The organism is Prochlorococcus marinus str. MIT 9314 (assembly GCF_000760035.1).
In the GTDB taxonomy this organism is placed as follows: Bacteria; Cyanobacteriota; Cyanobacteriia; order PCC-6307; family Cyanobiaceae; genus Prochlorococcus_A; species Prochlorococcus_A marinus_B.
This window is the reverse complement of the sequence record NZ_JNAO01000008.1, coordinates 205,361-221,824: the sequence shown is the minus strand read 5'-3', so window position 1 is coordinate 221,824 and position 16,464 is coordinate 205,361. Positions and strand designations below refer to the sequence as shown.

Annotated in this window: 17 protein-coding genes, 1 tRNA gene and 1 pseudogene; 8 read left to right on the top strand and 11 right to left on the bottom strand. The window is 32.0% G+C overall.

Annotated elements, in window-relative coordinates:
• Both EU98_RS04520 and aroC read left to right on the top strand, forming a co-directional pair.
• Window positions 1-266: pseudogene (locus EU98_RS04520) on the top strand (photosystem II q(b) protein); the annotation flags it as partial.
• Between the two features lie 108 nt (window positions 267-374).
• Window positions 375-1,472: a chorismate synthase gene (aroC, locus tag EU98_RS04525; RefSeq protein ID WP_032515717.1), complete on the top strand. Its 1,098-nt coding sequence runs from the start codon at window positions 375-377 to the stop codon at window positions 1,470-1,472.
• Window positions 1,473-1,506: 34 nt separating this feature from the next.
• On the opposite strand, the gene EU98_RS04530 is transcribed toward aroC, so the two are convergent.
• The 6 genes from EU98_RS04530 to isiD form a co-directional block, all read right to left on the bottom strand.
• Window positions 1,507-2,133, bottom strand: coding sequence for a bifunctional 4-hydroxy-2-oxoglutarate aldolase/2-dehydro-3-deoxy-phosphogluconate aldolase (locus EU98_RS04530; protein ID WP_032515716.1), 627 nt, complete (start codon window positions 2,131-2,133; stop codon window positions 1,507-1,509).
• Between the two features lie 19 nt (window positions 2,134-2,152).
• Window positions 2,153-4,006: an ATP-dependent zinc metalloprotease FtsH gene (gene ftsH, locus EU98_RS04535; RefSeq protein ID WP_032515715.1), complete on the bottom strand. Its 1,854-nt coding sequence runs from the start codon at window positions 4,004-4,006 to the stop codon at window positions 2,153-2,155.
• Window positions 4,007-4,052: 46 nt separating this feature from the next.
• Window positions 4,053-5,228, bottom strand: a complete 1,176-nt coding sequence (gene sat / locus EU98_RS04540) for a sulfate adenylyltransferase (protein ID WP_032515714.1) — start codon at window positions 5,226-5,228, stop codon at window positions 4,053-4,055.
• 71 nt (window positions 5,229-5,299) lie between these two features.
• Window positions 5,300-6,094, bottom strand: coding sequence for a photosystem II manganese-stabilizing polypeptide (locus EU98_RS04545; protein ID WP_025890347.1), 795 nt, complete (start codon window positions 6,092-6,094; stop codon window positions 5,300-5,302).
• A 216-nt stretch (window positions 6,095-6,310) separates the two neighbouring features.
• Complete coding sequence (gene coaBC / locus EU98_RS04550; RefSeq protein ID WP_032515713.1) at window positions 6,311-7,567, bottom strand: bifunctional phosphopantothenoylcysteine decarboxylase/phosphopantothenate--cysteine ligase CoaBC; 1,257 nt, start codon at window positions 7,565-7,567, stop codon at window positions 6,311-6,313.
• Entirely contained in the window at window positions 7,557-7,778 is a 222-nt protein-coding gene (isiD, locus tag EU98_RS04555) for a protein IsiD (protein ID WP_032515737.1), read from the bottom strand. Before isiD ends, coaBC begins: the two co-directional genes overlap by 11 nt.
• A gap of 218 nt (window positions 7,779-7,996) precedes the next feature.
• On the opposite strand from isiD, the gene EU98_RS04560 reads away from it, so the two are divergent.
• Window positions 7,997-8,197, top strand: coding sequence for a hypothetical protein (locus EU98_RS04560; RefSeq protein WP_032515712.1), 201 nt, complete (start codon window positions 7,997-7,999; stop codon window positions 8,195-8,197).
• A gap of 11 nt (window positions 8,198-8,208) precedes the next feature.
• Window positions 8,209-8,550 carry a DUF565 domain-containing protein gene (locus tag EU98_RS04565; protein WP_032515711.1) on the top strand — a complete coding sequence of 114 codons (342 nt, stop codon included), beginning with the start codon at window positions 8,209-8,211 and terminating at the stop codon, window positions 8,548-8,550.
• Window positions 8,551-8,552: 2 nt separating this feature from the next.
• Here the strand turns inward: EU98_RS04565 and EU98_RS04570 are convergent, their stop codons facing one another.
• Together EU98_RS04570 and EU98_RS0108940 are read right to left on the bottom strand one after the other, a co-directional pair.
• Entirely contained in the window at window positions 8,553-9,569 is a 1,017-nt protein-coding gene (locus EU98_RS04570) for an aspartate carbamoyltransferase catalytic subunit (protein WP_032515710.1), read from the bottom strand.
• Between the two features lie 24 nt (window positions 9,570-9,593).
• Window positions 9,594-10,199, bottom strand: coding sequence for a DNA-3-methyladenine glycosylase (locus tag EU98_RS0108940; protein ID WP_072165452.1), 606 nt, complete (start codon window positions 10,197-10,199; stop codon window positions 9,594-9,596).
• 147 nt (window positions 10,200-10,346) lie between these two features.
• On the opposite strand from EU98_RS0108940, the gene gatC reads away from it, so the two are divergent.
• Window positions 10,347-10,640, top strand: a complete 294-nt coding sequence (gene gatC, locus EU98_RS04575; protein ID WP_032515709.1) for an Asp-tRNA(Asn)/Glu-tRNA(Gln) amidotransferase subunit GatC — start codon at window positions 10,347-10,349, stop codon at window positions 10,638-10,640.
• Between the two features lie 5 nt (window positions 10,641-10,645).
• On the opposite strand, the gene EU98_RS04580 is transcribed toward gatC, so the two are convergent.
• Entirely contained in the window at window positions 10,646-11,593 is a 948-nt protein-coding gene (locus EU98_RS04580; protein WP_241466390.1) for a fatty acid desaturase, read from the bottom strand.
• Window positions 11,594-11,834: 241 nt separating this feature from the next.
• Here EU98_RS04580 and EU98_RS04585 point away from each other — a divergent pair.
• The 3 genes from EU98_RS04585 to ileS all read left to right on the top strand — a co-directional run bounded on the left by EU98_RS04585 (window position 11,835) and on the right by ileS (window position 15,462).
• Window positions 11,835-11,916 (top strand) — tRNA-Leu (locus EU98_RS04585).
• Window positions 11,917-11,987: 71 nt separating this feature from the next.
• A complete protein-coding gene (locus EU98_RS0108935) occupies window positions 11,988-12,437 on the top strand; it encodes a hypothetical protein (protein ID WP_032515707.1) in 450 nt (149 codons plus the stop codon).
• Between the two features lie 118 nt (window positions 12,438-12,555).
• Window positions 12,556-15,462 carry an isoleucine--tRNA ligase gene (gene ileS / locus EU98_RS04590; protein ID WP_032515706.1) on the top strand — a complete coding sequence of 969 codons (2,907 nt, stop codon included), beginning with the start codon at window positions 12,556-12,558 and terminating at the stop codon, window positions 15,460-15,462.
• Here ileS and EU98_RS04595 read toward each other — a convergent pair.
• Window positions 15,459-15,794 carry a hypothetical protein gene (locus tag EU98_RS04595; RefSeq protein ID WP_032515705.1) on the bottom strand — a complete coding sequence of 112 codons (336 nt, stop codon included), beginning with the start codon at window positions 15,792-15,794 and terminating at the stop codon, window positions 15,459-15,461. The genes ileS and EU98_RS04595 overlap by 4 nt on opposite strands.
• The gene (locus EU98_RS0108930; protein ID WP_032515704.1) at window positions 15,754-16,377 is read right to left on the bottom strand and encodes a DUF3177 family protein; all 624 of its coding nucleotides are present in this window, start codon (window positions 16,375-16,377) and stop codon (window positions 15,754-15,756) included. The genes EU98_RS04595 and EU98_RS0108930 overlap by 41 nt, the downstream gene beginning before the upstream one ends.
• Between the last annotated feature and the right edge of the window lie 87 nt (window positions 16,378-16,464).

Here is a 16,464-nt window from a genome sequence, read left to right as displayed (position 1 = left end):
AATTCTTCCTAGCTGTATTCCCAGTTGTTTGTGTATGGTTAACTTCAATGGGTATCTGCACAATGGCATTCAACCTTAACGGTTTCAACTTCAACCAGTCAGTTGTTGATGCAAACGGTAAGATTGTTCCTACATGGGGTGACGTTCTTAACAGAGCTAACCTAGGTATGGAAGTAATGCACGAGCGTAACGCTCACAACTTCCCACTTGATCTAGCAGCAGCTGAGTCTACAACAGTAGCTCTTTCAGCTCCAGCTATCGGTTAAGCTTAAAGTTCTTAAACTTACAAGCCCCCTTTTTGGGGGCTTTTTTTTGTTTAATTTTCAATTGGTTTTATATAATGTTTATATATAAATAAAACATTTGATATTTCTATGAGTAGTAGTTTTGGAAAAATTTTTCGTGTAAGTACTTTTGGAGAATCACATGGTGGTGCAGTGGGAGTTATCCTTGATGGATGTCCCCCTAAGTTAACAATAGATATAGATTTGATACAAAATGAATTAGATAGGCGCAGACCTGGCCAAAGTGACATTACAACACCCAGAAATGAAGAAGATAAAATTGAAATATTAAGTGGGATAAAGGAAGGGTTAACACTTGGAACTCCAATAGCAATGTTGGTAAGAAATAAGGATCAAAGACCAGGAGATTATAATAATTTGGAGCAGGTATTTAGACCTTCTCATGCAGATGGTACATATCATCTGAAATATGGAATTCAAGCAAGTTCTGGCGGTGGAAGAGCCTCTGCTAGAGAAACAATTGGGAGAGTAGCTGCTGGTGCTGTAGCAAAACAATTATTAAAAACCTTCTCTAACACTGAAATACTATCTTGGGTAAAGCGTATACATGATATTGATTCTGATATAAATAAAGAGAAGATTTCTCTCAAAAAAATAGATTCTAATATTGTTAGATGTCCTGATGAAAAGGTATCAACAGAAATGATCGAGAGAATTAAGGAATTAAAGCGTCAAGGAGACTCTTGCGGGGGTATTATTGAATGTTTAGTAAGAAATGTTCCCTCTGGTCTTGGAATGCCTGTTTTTGATAAATTAGAAGCTGATTTAGCAAAGGCTTTGATGTCTTTGCCTGCTACGAAAGGCTTTGAAATAGGTTCAGGTTTCTCTGGAACTTATTTAAAAGGAAGCGAACATAATGATGTCTTCATTAAATCTGCTGATATTAGAAAGTTAAGAACAATATCCAATAATTCAGGAGGTATACAGGGAGGAATAAGTAATGGCGAAAATATTGAGATGAAGATAGCTTTTAAACCTACGGCAACTATTGGGAAAGAACAGAAAACAGTGAATGCTGAAGGAAAAGAAGTTTTGATGAAAGCAAAAGGGAGACATGATCCATGTGTTCTACCAAGAGCAGTTCCTATGGTTGATGCTATGGTGGCTTTAGTACTTGCTGATCATTTATTACTCAATCAAGCTCAATGTGGCTTAATCGATAATTAGTAGTTTTGTTAAATAAATTATATTTATCTTTGATTTAATTATTTTTGAGCCATTCATATATTTTTGGATCAAATTTTTTTTTAATAATACCCTTATCTCCAATCACGATTGCTTTATATCCTAAAGATTTATAAGTTTTTACATCATTGATTGATAGGCCTCCAGCAGCAATGAAATCAATACTTTCAAAGTTGAGTATATCTATGGAACTAGCTTTACTTTTTATTGGATAAATTTTGATAATGTTGCAATTTAAATTTATCGCTTCCTCAAGATCTTTTAAATTTTTAATTCCGGGTATTAATAAAAAATTTTTTGACTTCGAATAATTAAAAAGATCTTTATCCCAAAATTTCATCATAGAAAAATTTAATCCAATTTTTAATGAATCTTCTATTGATTGCTTATTAACTATGGAGGCAGAGCCTAAATTAATTTGTGGAAAATTGAGTTTGATTTCGGATACAAAATCCAACCACTTTTCGTTGTTTGACCAACTTATTTCAATATTTTTTAATCCTAATTTTACTAAGCTACCTAATTCTTCAAAAAATGAATTTCTTATAGAAGTATTTGAGTAAATATTATCTTCCGGTTTTACGAGTAAAAAAAAAGATTCTTTTAGAAGCATGTCAGAAAAAGAATCTTCTTTTATATTCATTTAATATTTATTATTTAAACTAGATATAATTCGCTACTTTAACTTCTGACCGGTTGAGCAAGTCTTGGATATCTTCAGTGTCTATAGTTTCTCTTTCAATTAGCATTTGAGCCATTTCGTCAAGAACAGTTCTATTATCTGTTAATACTTTTGTAGCTCTCTTATAGGCAACATCAACAAGTTCTGAAACTTCTACATCAATTGTTGCGGCTGTGTCTTCAGAGAAGTCTCTTGTAGAACTCATATCTCTACCCAGAAACATTCCACCTTGAGATTGACCTAGAGCGACTGGACCTATTTTGTCACTCATACCGAATTTAGTGATCATTTGTCTTGCTACATTGGCAACTTGTTGTAAATCATTTGAAGCTCCGGTCGTTACCTCTTCTTCACCATAGACTATTTCTTCAGCAACTCTTCCACCAAGAGCTACAGCCATTTGATTTTGAAGGTAAGAACGAGAGTAAAGACCAGATTCCATTCTTTCTTCACTTGGAGTAAAGAAGGTTAGACCTCCAGCTTGTCCTCTTGGAATGATAGAAACTTTTGCTACTGGATCATAATCAGGCATTAATGCTCCAACGAGTGCATGACCAGCCTCGTGATAAGCAACTAATTCTTTTTTCTTGTCACTTATGACTCTATCTTTCTTTTCTGGGCCAGCCATAACTCTTTCAATGGCATCACCGACTTCATCGTTACTTACTTTATCTAAATCTTTTCTAGCTGCTAGTATTGCTGCTTCATTTAAAAGATTAGCTAAATCTGCACCGGTGAATCCTGGTGTTCTTCTAGCAACTTTATCTAAATCAACGTCTTTTGAAAGAGTTTTATCTTTCGCATGAACATTTAATATCTGCAATCTTCCAGCATAATCTGGTCTATCTACTGTTACCTGTCTATCGAATCTTCCAGGGCGCATTAAAGCTGAATCTAAAACATCTGGTCTGTTGGTGGCAGCAACTATTATTATTCCTGAATTGCCTTCAAAACCATCCATTTCGGTTAGTAGTTGATTTAATGTTTGTTCTCTTTCATCATTTCCTCCACCCATACCAGCACCTCTTTGTCTTCCAACTGCATCTATTTCGTCAATAAACACAATACATGGGGCATTCTTTTTAGCTTGTTCAAAAAGATCTCTAACTCTGCTAGCTCCAACACCTACAAACATCTCTACAAATTCTGAACCAGATATTGAGAAAAAAGGTACACCTGCTTCTCCAGCTACTGCTTTTGCTAACAATGTTTTTCCCGTACCAGGAGGGCCAACAAGAAGAACTCCTTTTGGAATTTTTGCTCCGACTGCAGTAAATCTATCTGGGCTCTTAAGAAAATCTACAACTTCTGTGAGTTCTAGTTTTGCACCTTCAACACCAGCAACATCTGAAAAGGTTACTTGTGTAGATGGTTCCATTTGCAGTCTAGCTTTGCTCTTGCCAAAACTCATCGCAGGGTTACCACCTCCAGCATTACCACTTTGGGATCTTCTGAAAAGAAAAAATAGGCCTCCAATCAAAAGTACTGGGAAAATTAAGCTACTTACAGCTTGTTGCCATGGATTGGATAATTTTGTAGGAGTTACAGCTATATCAACATTATTCTCAGTTAATATTTTTAATAAATCTTTGTCAGGGGCTAAATTGACCTCAGACCTGCTCCCATCATTTTCAACAACTTGAGCAGTGGCATTATCTGGAGATATTAGGACTCTACTGATTTCTTTATCTTGCACTGCCTCTATAAAATCACTATATCTCAAGGTCTTTGTAGAACTTTCGGTACTGGGTTTATCAAAAACTGAAGTACCAATGAAAATTACAGTAATAACAGCTAGGACATAAAGTCCTACGTTTCTCCAACGTTTGTTCACGATAAAAAATCTTTAATAAATCTATAATACTAATAATAAAACAATATTAGGAGCGTCTTAGAACATCTACTACACTTTTGAATGCAAACCATTCAGGAATTGGTTCGCCATTCCTCAATTTCTTTCTAAATTCAGTACCACTAAGTTTCATAATTTCATAATTATATTCTTTGGCTTCTTCAGCAGTAATATATCCTTTTTCCTTCGTATAAACTAAATTTTTTGAAGGAACAGTTTGCATCATCAATTCATCTGCACACTCATTAGCAAAATTTTGGGCGTCATATGGACCATAAAAATCTTCACCGGTTGATGACGACTTACAACCAGCCATGTCTCTACCAATAATAAAGTGGGTGCAGCCATAATTTCTTCTGATTATCATATGTTGAAGAGCTTCTCTTGGCCCTGCCATATGCATTGAATAGGGTAAAAAAGCCCATTTTATTCTTTCATCACATATTTCCTCTTCTAATTCTTTATAGGTCAAATATCTAACTTTTCCAGGGATATCATCTTGTTGAGTTGGCCCACAAGTTGGATGAACTAAAACAACTGAGTTAGAGGAGACATTCTCTGAAAGTAAGGCATTAGTAAATAATTCATAATGTGCTCTATGAATTGGATTTCTGCATTGAAATGCAACTACATCATGATTTGATGGCAGTGCAGATCTTACTTCTTCTGGGGTTTTGCAGGGGAATTCTCTAATTGGTAGTTCGAAACCATAAACTCTTCCTCCTATATAAAATCTCCCTCTCTCGTTAAAAATCATCTTAACCGCAGGATGATCTAAAGAATTAGTACCATAACAAAGTTCAGCTTCTAAGGATTTGTCAGGCTCCCATTTAGAGCTAACTTCTAAAACTGCTATTTTTTGTTTTTTAAAAGTAAGCAATATTGTCTCTCCGGCTTTTACTTTTTCATTATTTGAATCAAATACAATAGGCAAGCCAAAAAGCAACCCGTTTGTATTTCTATTATTTTTAATTACCGAATTGTAATTATTTTCATCCATAAAACCTTCCAAAGGAGAAAAAGCTCCAACCATCAAAAGTTCTACATCACATGCATTTCTATCGCTACATTCAAACTCATAAGTAGCTTTCGAGATAAGATCATTTTTAAGGTTTTTATCTTTGATAATTAAATTTTTTAATTCCCCTCCATAAGGCGGTATTAGTCCATTAATATCTGTTTTAGTTTTTTGTTGTAATTCCATTTTTTAAATTGATAAAGAAAAATTTTGAAAAAAAAAGAGGGGTTTTACCCCCTTTTTCTCTTGAGTAGGATTTATGCTTTTCTTCCGTAAAGCTCCCCAATTATTTTTACATCAAGAGGATCCTTTGAACCCATATCTGTATCTGAAGGTTGGATAGCTTCAAAAGTACCAGCAAATTCGTCTGTATCAGAATCTACATTGTTGATTGAAAGAGTAATAACGCCAGTACCATTTACATCAACTTTAATATTTTCTTTTGCAAGTTCTTCGTCATCTCCTCCTAATGCAACTAAACCTTGAGCATATTCAACACCAGTATTTTTAGCTCTTGCTTTAGGATCTAGAAAGTCACCAGTTCTGTAGTTAGGTGTAAATGTTGAACCACTAACCTCAGTGCCTGGCTCAATAGATGAAGGTAAATCAGCTGTGAGATCTTTTGCTGAGAATGCAAATGGCACTTCTAAACCGCCAGGTGTTAATACAGTAATAAGTTGAAAATCAATGCCACCCTTTTCAGTGAAAGTTCCTGAATCTATATCTCCATAAACTTCTGTCACTGTGGTGTTATTTCTGGGACTAATAATTTTTGTAGAAACAAATTCTGCAGCTTTTCGTTTTGTCCCTGGCACTTTTACATAAACTTCTGTTGGATGCATGCATATTCCTTTAAGGCTATCTCCATTCCCTAGAGATATTGATCCGACAAGAGATGAGTCTAATGTAGGGCAATCATTAGCTTTTCCTGTGTTAACAACATCTGTGAATTGTGCATTTCCTCTTTCAGAAAATGCAAATGTTTTAACAGGTACGAAAGCAAAAGTTATACAAATTGAAATAACAAAAGCTAAGAAAGAACGAATTCTCATAATTAAAGTTGCAGTAAAGTTCTGTGACGATAGATTAAAGGTCATCTAATAAGTTCAGTACGGATATTACAGGGGAAAGGACCATAAAAGACAGAACTATTAAATCCTCGAAACAACCCGTAGCTTTTTAGATTTTAAAAAACTGGAATTATTGTAAGCTATCACATTATTTTTAATGATTAAGATTACAAAAAAATACAAATAAAAAATGTTTTTTTATTTTTTTAATGAAATAATTTGGGTTATTAATTTATTTGCTAAATCAATTTTGGATGTTTTGTTAATGTAGTGTTCCATATTATTAGTATCGAATAGCCAACCTTCATTTTGTGCCAAAAAGCCAAATCCCTGACCTTCAAGATCAATTGGATTTGCGAATAGATAATCACAACCCTTTTGGATAATCTTTTCTTTAATTGTCATTCGTGCTTCTTCTATAGATCCTGTAAAAGCACAAAAGCCTACAAACACTTGGTTATCTTTTTTTGATTTACTAATTGTTTTTAAAATATCTGGGACTAGTTCAAAGTTTTGATTCAAATGAGCATTAATTTCATTTTTTGGAATTTTAGCTGAAGTATCAGAGGTTACCTTGAAATCAGATACTGCTGCATTCATGAAAAAATAATCGCAATTTGATATTTCATTGTTAAGTGCCCTAATTAAATCAACACTAGTTTCAATTTCATATCTTTTTATTCCATCAGTAAGATTCTTTTCGATTTTCAGAGGACCATGAACATATTTTACTTGTGCTCCTCTGAACCTTGCTACTTGAGAAAGAAGTAAGCCCATAGCTCCAGAACTTTTGTTAGTAATGTGTCTTGCCGCGTCAATTTTCTCTGAGGTACACCCTCCAGTTATTAAAATTTCTTTATTAAGTAAATCTTTGCGATATTCATTTTCTTTGAGCGAAGCTATAAATTCAAGAGCTAATTGGATTAGATCATTTGGAGGTATCTTGCCGATGCCGATAGCATCGCATGCTAAAAGGCCTTCACTTGGTTGCAAAGACAAAACATTTTCGAAATTCTGTAAATTCTCATAATTTTTTTGGACAGCTTTATTTAGCCACATTTGTGTATTCATTGCTGGTGCAACAATAATTGGCTTTATATTTGCTATTAAGATGCTTGGGATCAATCCCTCAGCATTTCCAGTTACCCATTTTGCTAATGTTGTCGCTGTTAAAGGGGCGATGATTAAAATATCAGCCCAATTACCTAGTTCTATGTGAAGAGGTGTTGATTGTCTGTCAGACCATTGATCATTTTCTAAAATGCAAGGGTTTCTACTTAAAATAGAAAGAGAAAGCGGCTTTATTAATTTTTCTGCATTTTTGGATAAAACGCATCTTATTTCATAATTTTCTTTCGCTAATTGGCTAACTAATAATGGAATTCTTACAGCTGCAATACTCCCCGTTATTAATAAAAGAACCTTTATTTTGGAGTCTTTACTTTTAGTTTTCATCGAAAGGTTCCTGATCGAGAAGATGGATGTAATTAGTTGTTAATTCAGGTCTATTGATTGCAAGAGCCCTTAGTAAGTGCCAGTCTTTTAAACCATCAAACGGAGTATTATAGTTATCTTCCTCTAGCCTTTTAGCGAGCTCAAGGGTCATTTCTTCATCAAAAGAATTTACTAGTTCCTCACTTATTTGATTTTCAGAAATGAATTTCATATCAAGAAAAGCCAATATATTCCAATAATAAAGCTTCAAGTAAATTATTTAAAATTGATATTAGTATTAAGTAAATATATTCAAGGATATGGAAATTTTAATTTCATAATCTTTTCAAATTGTTGTTAGGTAGTTTGTCTTCATTCTCAATCAAAAATATGCAATCTCTCCTTTTCAAAAATATTCTCTCCTAAGATGTTTATGTCAAATTTTATATCATGTCGCAAACTAAAAGGGAGAATGTCATTAGTCACATACGCTATTTAAGACAGGAGCTCAGAGAAATTCATTTAGGAATAAAAAAAGATGATCTTTTTCCAGAACCAAGCGAGTTAAGAGGATTAATGGCTCAGATGGAAGCATTGCTTGAATTAATAGAAAGAAATACTAAAATTCAATCAAACTCCGAAGCAGCTTAGTTTAATACAAAATGGTTGTTAAACCTCAAAAGACAAAATTTCAGCTAAAAATTGTGGAAAATATTCAGACATTAAGTATTTGGGCTAATAATCCATGGAGAAGATATTCAATTTCATTAATTACACTTTTAATTGGCTACTTCATTGGAAGTTCTCTTGGGATGGTAAGTGCTGTTGTGGAAATCATGGATCCTGTAGCTGCCTTCTTATCAGTAGTTTTTATCGAGATTTTAATAGCTCTAAGAAGAAATTTTAGATCTGAAAGGAAAAAGAAATTTTTAGTACTTTTATTAGATTCTTTAAGATTAGGATTATTTTATGGTTTCTTTACAGAAAGTCTTAAGTTGCTATAAATTTACTTGTTGTGTTTCTGTAATAGATAAAGCAAAGCCATTCTTATAGGGATACCATTTGCAACTTGATTATTAATTAAGCAATTAGGATATTGATCTACCACTTTGCTGCTAATTTCAATATCTCTGTTAATGGGACCGGGATGTAGAATTGGAATTTCTTTTTTATTTAAAGATAATTTCTCTGGGGTTAAGCCATAATCCAAACTATATGAATCAATGCTACTTAGTAAATTTTCCATCATTCTCTCTTTCTGGAGTCTTAAAACAATAATGGCATCTGCAATTTTTATTGATTCTTCCAATGATCTAGAAATTGTTATAGAACCTCTTGATTTAACAGGATCTTCTGTTTGATTTGGCGCGGGGGTTTTTAAAAAATTGATAAATTCATTAGGTATTAATGTCTTAGGACCACATAAGATTATATCGGCGCCGAATGCACTCAAAGCCCAAAGATTTGACCTGGCAACTCTTGAATGATTAACGTCGCCAATTATTAAAATTTTTTTGGAATTTAATACCTCTGGATTCAGTGTTTTTTGGGAAAAGAATTTTATCAATGTATAGATGTCAAGCAATCCTTGGCTGGGGTGACTATGTAATCCATCTCCTGCATTAAGAACCGAGGTCTTGGCATTTATTGCATCAAGTTTTTTTGCGATCTCAAAGGTTATGTAACTTGATGAATGTCTGATAACTAATGTATCTGCCCCCATAGCGGAATAAGTTATGGCTGTATCAATTATTGTTTCGCCTTTTGTTAAAGAGCTGGAGGATGGCGCAAACGTTTGGACATCAGCAGAAAGTCTTTTTGCTGCAAGCTCAAAACTATTTTTTGTTCTTGTACTAGCTTCAAAAAATAAAGACGTTACCAAAGTACCTTGTAAGGCCGGTATCTTTTTTGTTCCTGCATTCTTTAGTGCATCAAATCTATTAGCTAATTCAAATACTGACTCATAATCTTTAATTGAAAAATTAGCGAGTGTGTGGATATGTTTATGAGGCCAAATTTGCATTACGCTTAAAAAGATAAATGATTATTAAAATTTAGGTGTTCTGTCACCTTTTAATCTTTTACTTACACTCCTACTATTTTTGAGATACCAACGCCATTTTATATTTTTTGCCTTTGATATGCCAATTCTCGTAGTTTGAATAAGATCTTTTTCTTCCAGATTTGAGTCTCGTGGAGAAATCCATAAAGATTTGTTATTAAGAACTTCAAGTGAGTTAAATGAAATGTCTATACTGAATGTTTTTGTTACTAGGCCAGGTCCAGAAGCTAATCTTTCATTCTTATTAGAGATAAAAACTGCTCTTATCAAAACACCGCTCGCAAAATTTTCTTTATCAGTAACTACGTTTAAACAATGATGAATGCCATAAGATTTGTAAATATAAAATGTGCCAGGTTTGCCAAATAATGATTTGTTTGATTCAGTCATTTTGCGGTAGCCATGACAGGCCTCTTCTTCCTGTGAATAAGCTTCAGTTTCAACTATGACCCCTTTAACTTGATCTATCTCATTATTTTTTTTTGTGAGGTAACAGCCTATTAAATCAGGCGCAACAAGTTTAGAGTGCCGATAAAAAAAATTTTTTGGAAAGAATTCTTCTTCTATTTTTAAATATCTATCTAATAACATATTTAGCTGAGAAAAATAATTAAGGCTATTAATTTATATTGATTTTCAAAAAGATGTGATTATTTTTTTAAATTATTTGAAATTCAAAGGATATGTAAATAAGTTGTTCTTAATAAACTATTATTTAATAAGAAAGATATTAAATGTATGCCAAAAATAACTAAAGAGGAAGTAAAAAAAGTTGCTCATTTAGCGAGATTAGAACTGAACGAGAATGAAATTAATAATCACGCACAACAATTAGAAAAGATATTGGATTATATAAAACAACTTGAAAAAATTGATACAGATGATGTCCCCTGTACAACGAGAGCTATAGAAGTTGTAAATGTATTTAGGAAAGACGAAAAGAAAAATTCGGATTGTAATGAAGAACTTTTAGAATTGGGTCCATCTAGAGAAGATAAATATTTTAAAGTACCAAAAATTATTAATGAATGAGTAAGTTAGTTGCTTCCAATAAATGTTTTGTTGACTAGCTTTAATAAAAATTTTTTTATCTTAAAGCCTGGATATAAATTAATGATTTTTCTTATTTTTCCCCTCTTTTTGCTATGACTCCTTACACCTATTAATAAATCATAAATAAAGTTAAAAATGTCTTCTTTACTTTCAAATATACCAACCCTTTGAGGGGAGCCTTTTATATCCAATAAAGGCTTAGTTTTTTCATAAGCTATTTTGTATTCAAACCAAGGAATCGAAGGCCATAGATGATGAATGAGATGGTAATTTTGTCCCATTATTAATAAATTCATAAATTTGCCTGGATAAACTCGAGAATTTATCCATTTATTTCTTGATCGAAATGGTCTATGGGGTAAATAATCAAAAAATATTCCTAAAGTGACTCCTACCATTAATGCTGGGCCGAACCATAAATTATAAATTAAATTCATAAAGTCAAATTTCAAACCTGCCAAGATAATTGTCAGGAATATGGATCTTTCAATCCCCCATTGTAGTAATTCATATTTTCGCCAGAGTTTTCTTTGAAAGAAAAACACTTCATGATAAAAAAATCTTGGAGCAATTAGCCAAATTGGACCAAAAGTACTGACAATATGATCTGGATCATTTTTGGGGTGATTTACGTGAATATGATGTTGTAAGTGAACTCTCGTAAAAACTGGGAAGCTAAACCCTAATAGAATAGCTGAGCCATGGCCCATTGCTTGATTTATCCAGGGAACTGGATGAGCAGCTTTATGACAGGCATCATGAATAACAGTACCTTCAATATGTAATGCTAAAAAAGCAGTTGCTACAAGTAAAGGTAAGGGCCAAACACCTCTATACCATTGCCATATGCTAAGAAAAGCAAGAAAATAACCACCAAAAAATAAACCTAATGTTGGATTCCAAAAACTTGGCGGATCTACGTAATTTTTAATCTCTTTTTGCCAATTAAATGTTTTTGAAGAATTAGTATTTTTCGTTGTATTTTTACTGGTTAAGTTTGAAATCGTTTCTTTTATTCTTTAAATAATATAACTAATATTTTAAGATGATTGCATGCTTAAACATAAAAAATTTCTTTTAGGAGATTTTTAATTCAATTTTAATGTGTCAAATTAATCATCTTAAGAAAAAAAATTTTTAAAATAAACCTCTTTCAATTATTATTTTATTTGAGCGGTCGTGGCGGAATTGGTAGACGCGCGAGTTTTAGGTACTCGTATCTTCGGGTGTGGGAGTTCAAGTCTCCCCGACCGCACTTAAGGAAATTCTGATAGATAGTTTGTTTCTTGATATCAACTCTTATAATTTAGTTGAGCAGTTAATTTAATGAATAGTTTGATATTTTATTTGGGAACTTTTTATATTTTGGTTGGGACCATTTTTCTTACTGTACCTATAATTTATCTCGAGCTCGGCAAACCAAAAGACTTAATAAAAGCTTTTTTGAATTTATTAATAGGTTTGATATTAATAATTAAACATAAAACACTAGATGAATCATTTTTTGTAATTTTCCTTTTTTTAACAGTACTAGTTGTTTTTTATCTAGTAGAGCTTTTTTTATCTAGATGGTACCAATTGACAGATAACGAAAAGAAAAAATTAATTACCTTTTTGGAGTTTAAAAATAACTTTTTGAAAATATTAGAATCCATAAATTTGGTATTTTCTGATTTCACTAAACCTTCAAATTTTTTTAATTTTGGTAGCAATAATAAAAATACAACCCAAAAAAAGTGGGTAAGAAATGATAAAAATGATAATATAAAAGTCTGAAATAAAAATTGGTTATTTGAAACATCCCAAAAAAACTACAGGTCAATTAAGAAAGAATATAATGAAATAGATTTATTTAAATAATTCTTTTGATCACCAATATTTCTTATATCGTCGAATGAAATCTCAAAATAGCAAAGAACAAAAATCAGACTTTTCTTATAAAGAAACTTTAAATTTATTAAAAACTGACTTCTCAATGCGCGCCAATTCAGTTGTACGAGAACCTGAGATACAGAATTTTTGGGCTAATAATGATATTGATTTCCAATTAGGTTCAAACAATTCAGGCGAAATATTTACCTTACATGATGGCCCTCCTTATGCAAATGGAGCTCTTCATATGGGTCATGCACTTAATAAAGTTTTAAAAGACATAATTAATAAGTACAAAACCTTAAGAGGATTTAGGGTTCATTTCGTGCCAGGATGGGACTGTCATGGATTACCTATTGAATTAAAAGTTCTTCAGAATTTAAAATCTGATGAAAGAAAGAATCTTGACACTCTAAATTTAAGAAAAAAAGCAACAGATTATGCCCATATGCAAATTAATAATCAAAAGGAGGGTTTCAAAAGGTGGGGCATATGGGGAAATTGGGATAACCCTTACTTAACTCTTAAGAAAAGTTATGAATCTGCTCAGATTGGAGTATTTGGGAAAATGTTTTTAAATGGATACATATATCGAGGTCTTAAACCTGTGCATTGGAGTCCAAGCTCGAGGACTGCACTTGCAGAAGCAGAATTAGAATATCCGGATGAACATTATTCAAAAAGTATTTATGTTTCATTAAAAATCACAAAAATAGCTGAGGAAATTCTTTTAAATTTCAACCAAGAAAATCTTAATATCAAAAAAGATTTTTTTCAAAATAATTCTTTCATAACTATTTGGACCACTACTCCTTGGACCATACCTGCAAATGAAGCAGTTGCAGTAAATCCAAAAATAAAGTACGTTTTTGCTATCGATGAAGAGAAACGAAGTTACCTTTTTGCAAAGGATTTATCTTCTGAAATAAGTAAGAAATTTAATAAAGAATTCAAGGTGCTTTTAGAGGTTAAAGGTTCTGAATTGGAAAATATTGAATATCAACATCCTACTAAGGATAAAAATTGCAAAATCTTGATGGGGGGGGATTACATTACGACAGAATCAGGTACTGGAATCGTTCATACTGCACCCGGTCATGGGATAGATGACTTTAATGTGGGGCAAAAATATGATTTACCTATTACATGTGTTGTTGATGAAAAAGGGAACTTAAATGAATCTTCTGGACAATTTCAAGGATCTAATGTCCTGAAAGATGCCAATGATTTAATTATTGAATATTTAAAAGTAAATAATTTGCTTCTATTACAAGAAAATTATAAACATAGATATCCGTATGATTGGAGAACCAAAAAACCAACTATTTTTAGGGCAACAGAACAATGGTTTGCCTCTGTAAATGGCTTTAGATCATCTGCATTAAAGGCAATCGAAAATGTTGAATGGATGCCAGAGACTGGAAAGAAAAGAATTTATTCTATGGTTGTTGGGAGAGGAGATTGGTGTATTTCTAGACAAAGGTCATGGGGTGTACCTATTCCAGTTTTTTATAAAAAAAATGGTAATGATATTTTACTTAACAACGAGATAATTAATCATATTCAAGAACTTTTTAGTGAACATGGAGCAGATATTTGGTGGGATTGGGATGTTAAGAATCTTTTGCCTGAAAGTTATTCAAAAGAATCGGATCAATGGAAAAAAGGGACAGATACAATGGATGTCTGGTTCGATTCAGGATCCAGCTGGGCCGCAGTATGTGAACTGAGAAGTGAATTAAAGTATCCTGCAGATCTTTATTTAGAGGGATCAGATCAACATCGAGGATGGTTTCAGTCTTCTTTGCTAACATCTGTTGCAGTCAATAATAAACCTCCCTATAAGAAAGTTTTAACTCATGGTTTTGCACTTGATGAAAACGGAAGAAAAATGAGTAAATCTTTAGGAAATGTTGTTGACCCAAATATAATTATTAATGGAGGTAATAATAAAAAAACTGACCCTGCTTATGGTGCTGATGTTTTAAGGCTATGGGTAAGCTCTGTAGATTATTCAGTTGATGTTCCAATTGGTTCAAATATACTCAAGCAACTTTCAGACGTTTATAGAAAAGTTCGGAATACTGCAAGATATCTCCTAGGAAATATTCATGATTATGATCCTAAAATTGATAGTTTTGAAATTGATCAATTGCCGCTCTTAGATCAATGGATGTTAGGTAGATTAGTTGAGGTCACAGATCAAATTTCAAACGCTTATGAAAATTATGAATTTTCAAAATTTTTCCAAATCTTGCAAAGTTTTTGCGTTGTAGATCTATCAAATTTTTATTTGGATATTGCTAAAGATAGGTTATATGTAAGTTCTAAATCACAATTTAGGAGAAGATCTTGTCAGTTCGTCATGTCAAAAATTGTTGAAAATTTAGCCGTACTTATTTCTCCAGTCCTCTGTCATATGGCTGAAGATATTTGGCAAAATATTCCATATTCAACTAAAGAAAAATCAGTCTTTCAAAGGGGATGGCCAATATTTTCTCAGTCATGGAAAAATCAAACACTTAATGAGCACATTGCAAATTTAAGAAATTTAAGAGTTGAAATTAATAAGGCTATAGAAGGATGTAGGAACAAACAAATAATTGGAGCAGCTTTGGAAACTGAAGTTAATTATTTACCTGAAGATAAAGCTTTAAAAGATTCACTTACTTGGCTAAAAGAATTTGGCAATCAAGAAGTAGATTTATTTAGGGATTGGCTTATAGTATCAAACTTTCAATTGGTAACCGATTTGGTGGAGAATTCTCTGATTATAGATAACAATGCACTTGGTAAAATTCAAATCAACAAAGCTCAAGGTCAAAAATGTGATAGATGTTGGCATTATCAAAAAGAAACTTTTAATGGAATCCAAAATTCCAAATTATGCAAAAGATGTTCAAATATTATTAATTTTGAATTTACTTAAATCCAGTTTTTTTGATTCAAAAAGAAAAATGAGTTTTGATGTTCCCTTATAAAATTTTCTTCTGTTTCTTTGAAAGGTGCTTTATAAAGTTTAAAGTTTGTAATTATATAAGTAAGTGCTATTACTTTTTTTTCTGAATCTATTTCAATTGGATGAGTTGTTGAGCTACTGTAACCTCTGAAAATAATTATTTCTAATTGTTCTTTTTTATTTTTTTTTAGAATGAAACCCTCTAGTTTAAGTATCCTATCAGGTATCTCGGAACTTATTTTTTCAAGACTATTTATTAAATCAATTTTTGCCATTCTCTGAGAAGCAGGAGTTTCTTCCATTTTTAGGTAATTTGATTATTGACCATTGAATAAGGCCTAAAATATATATTAATAATGAAAATAATCCTAAGAATTTTGATATCGGCTGGGTAAAGTTGGCTCCAAAGAAAAAATTAAATAAATTTTTTATAATAATATATAAATTTGAAGAAGGCTGAAGCCATATTGCACACGCATCCGAATTAATAAAAGAAAAGCATTTGAAATTTTGTAAACTCTGAATAAAGAAATTGAGAGATATAAAAGTTATCGTCCATCTCCATATTTTTGTCGTTGTGGTTAGGGAATAAGAAAAATCATATTCTCTTAATTCATCATTAATATCGTTCCAAAACCAAACTGAAATTGTCATTAATAATGTTGAAATATTTGTTATCACAAGAGCATAATTATACTTTCCTATTAAAAGTAGAAGACTTATAAAAAATAAAAGGGATACTTTCCAATAAATTGATAGAAGTTTAATAACTGCTTTATTTCTTTTTTTAATTGACCAGAAGGATAGAGTAAAAGGAATACCAATAAGGAAAATTATTGAAAGTTGAAAGGATAGCCAAATAGAAAGTTGATTAAAAACGTTCAAAACTTTTTCTTTTTAAACACATAATAATTAAACATCAAACTATTACTTTTGAACTTACTATTGTCATAGTTATGAATATTATGCATC

Excerpts from the sequence above, each read along its gene's own strand:
- aroC (WP_032515717.1), top strand. The coding sequence starts at position 375 with ATGAGTAGTAGTTTTGGAAAAATTTTTCGTGTAAGTACTTTTGGAGAA.
- EU98_RS04530 (WP_032515716.1), bottom strand. The coding sequence starts at position 2,133 with ATGAATATAAAAGAAGATTCTTTTTCTGACATGCTTCTAAAAGAATCT.
- sat (WP_032515714.1), bottom strand. The coding sequence starts at position 5,228 with ATGGAATTACAACAAAAAACTAAAACAGATATTAATGGACTAATACCG.
- EU98_RS04545 (WP_025890347.1), bottom strand. The coding sequence starts at position 6,094 with ATGAGAATTCGTTCTTTCTTAGCTTTTGTTATTTCAATTTGTATAACT.
- coaBC (WP_032515713.1), bottom strand. The coding sequence starts at position 7,567 with ATGAAAACTAAAAGTAAAGACTCCAAAATAAAGGTTCTTTTATTAATA.
- isiD (WP_032515737.1), bottom strand. The coding sequence starts at position 7,778 with ATGAAATTCATTTCTGAAAATCAAATAAGTGAGGAACTAGTAAATTCT.
- EU98_RS04560 (WP_032515712.1), top strand. The coding sequence starts at position 7,997 with ATGTCGCAAACTAAAAGGGAGAATGTCATTAGTCACATACGCTATTTA.
- EU98_RS04565 (WP_032515711.1), top strand. The coding sequence starts at position 8,209 with ATGGTTGTTAAACCTCAAAAGACAAAATTTCAGCTAAAAATTGTGGAA.
- EU98_RS04570 (WP_032515710.1), bottom strand. The coding sequence starts at position 9,569 with ATGCAAATTTGGCCTCATAAACATATCCACACACTCGCTAATTTTTCA.
- EU98_RS0108940 (WP_072165452.1), bottom strand. The coding sequence starts at position 10,199 with ATGTTATTAGATAGATATTTAAAAATAGAAGAAGAATTCTTTCCAAAA.
- gatC (WP_032515709.1), top strand. The coding sequence starts at position 10,347 with ATGCCAAAAATAACTAAAGAGGAAGTAAAAAAAGTTGCTCATTTAGCG.
- EU98_RS0108935 (WP_032515707.1), top strand. The coding sequence starts at position 11,988 with ATGAATAGTTTGATATTTTATTTGGGAACTTTTTATATTTTGGTTGGG.
- ileS (WP_032515706.1), top strand. The coding sequence starts at position 12,556 with ATGAAATCTCAAAATAGCAAAGAACAAAAATCAGACTTTTCTTATAAA.
- EU98_RS04595 (WP_032515705.1), bottom strand. The coding sequence starts at position 15,794 with ATGGAAGAAACTCCTGCTTCTCAGAGAATGGCAAAAATTGATTTAATA.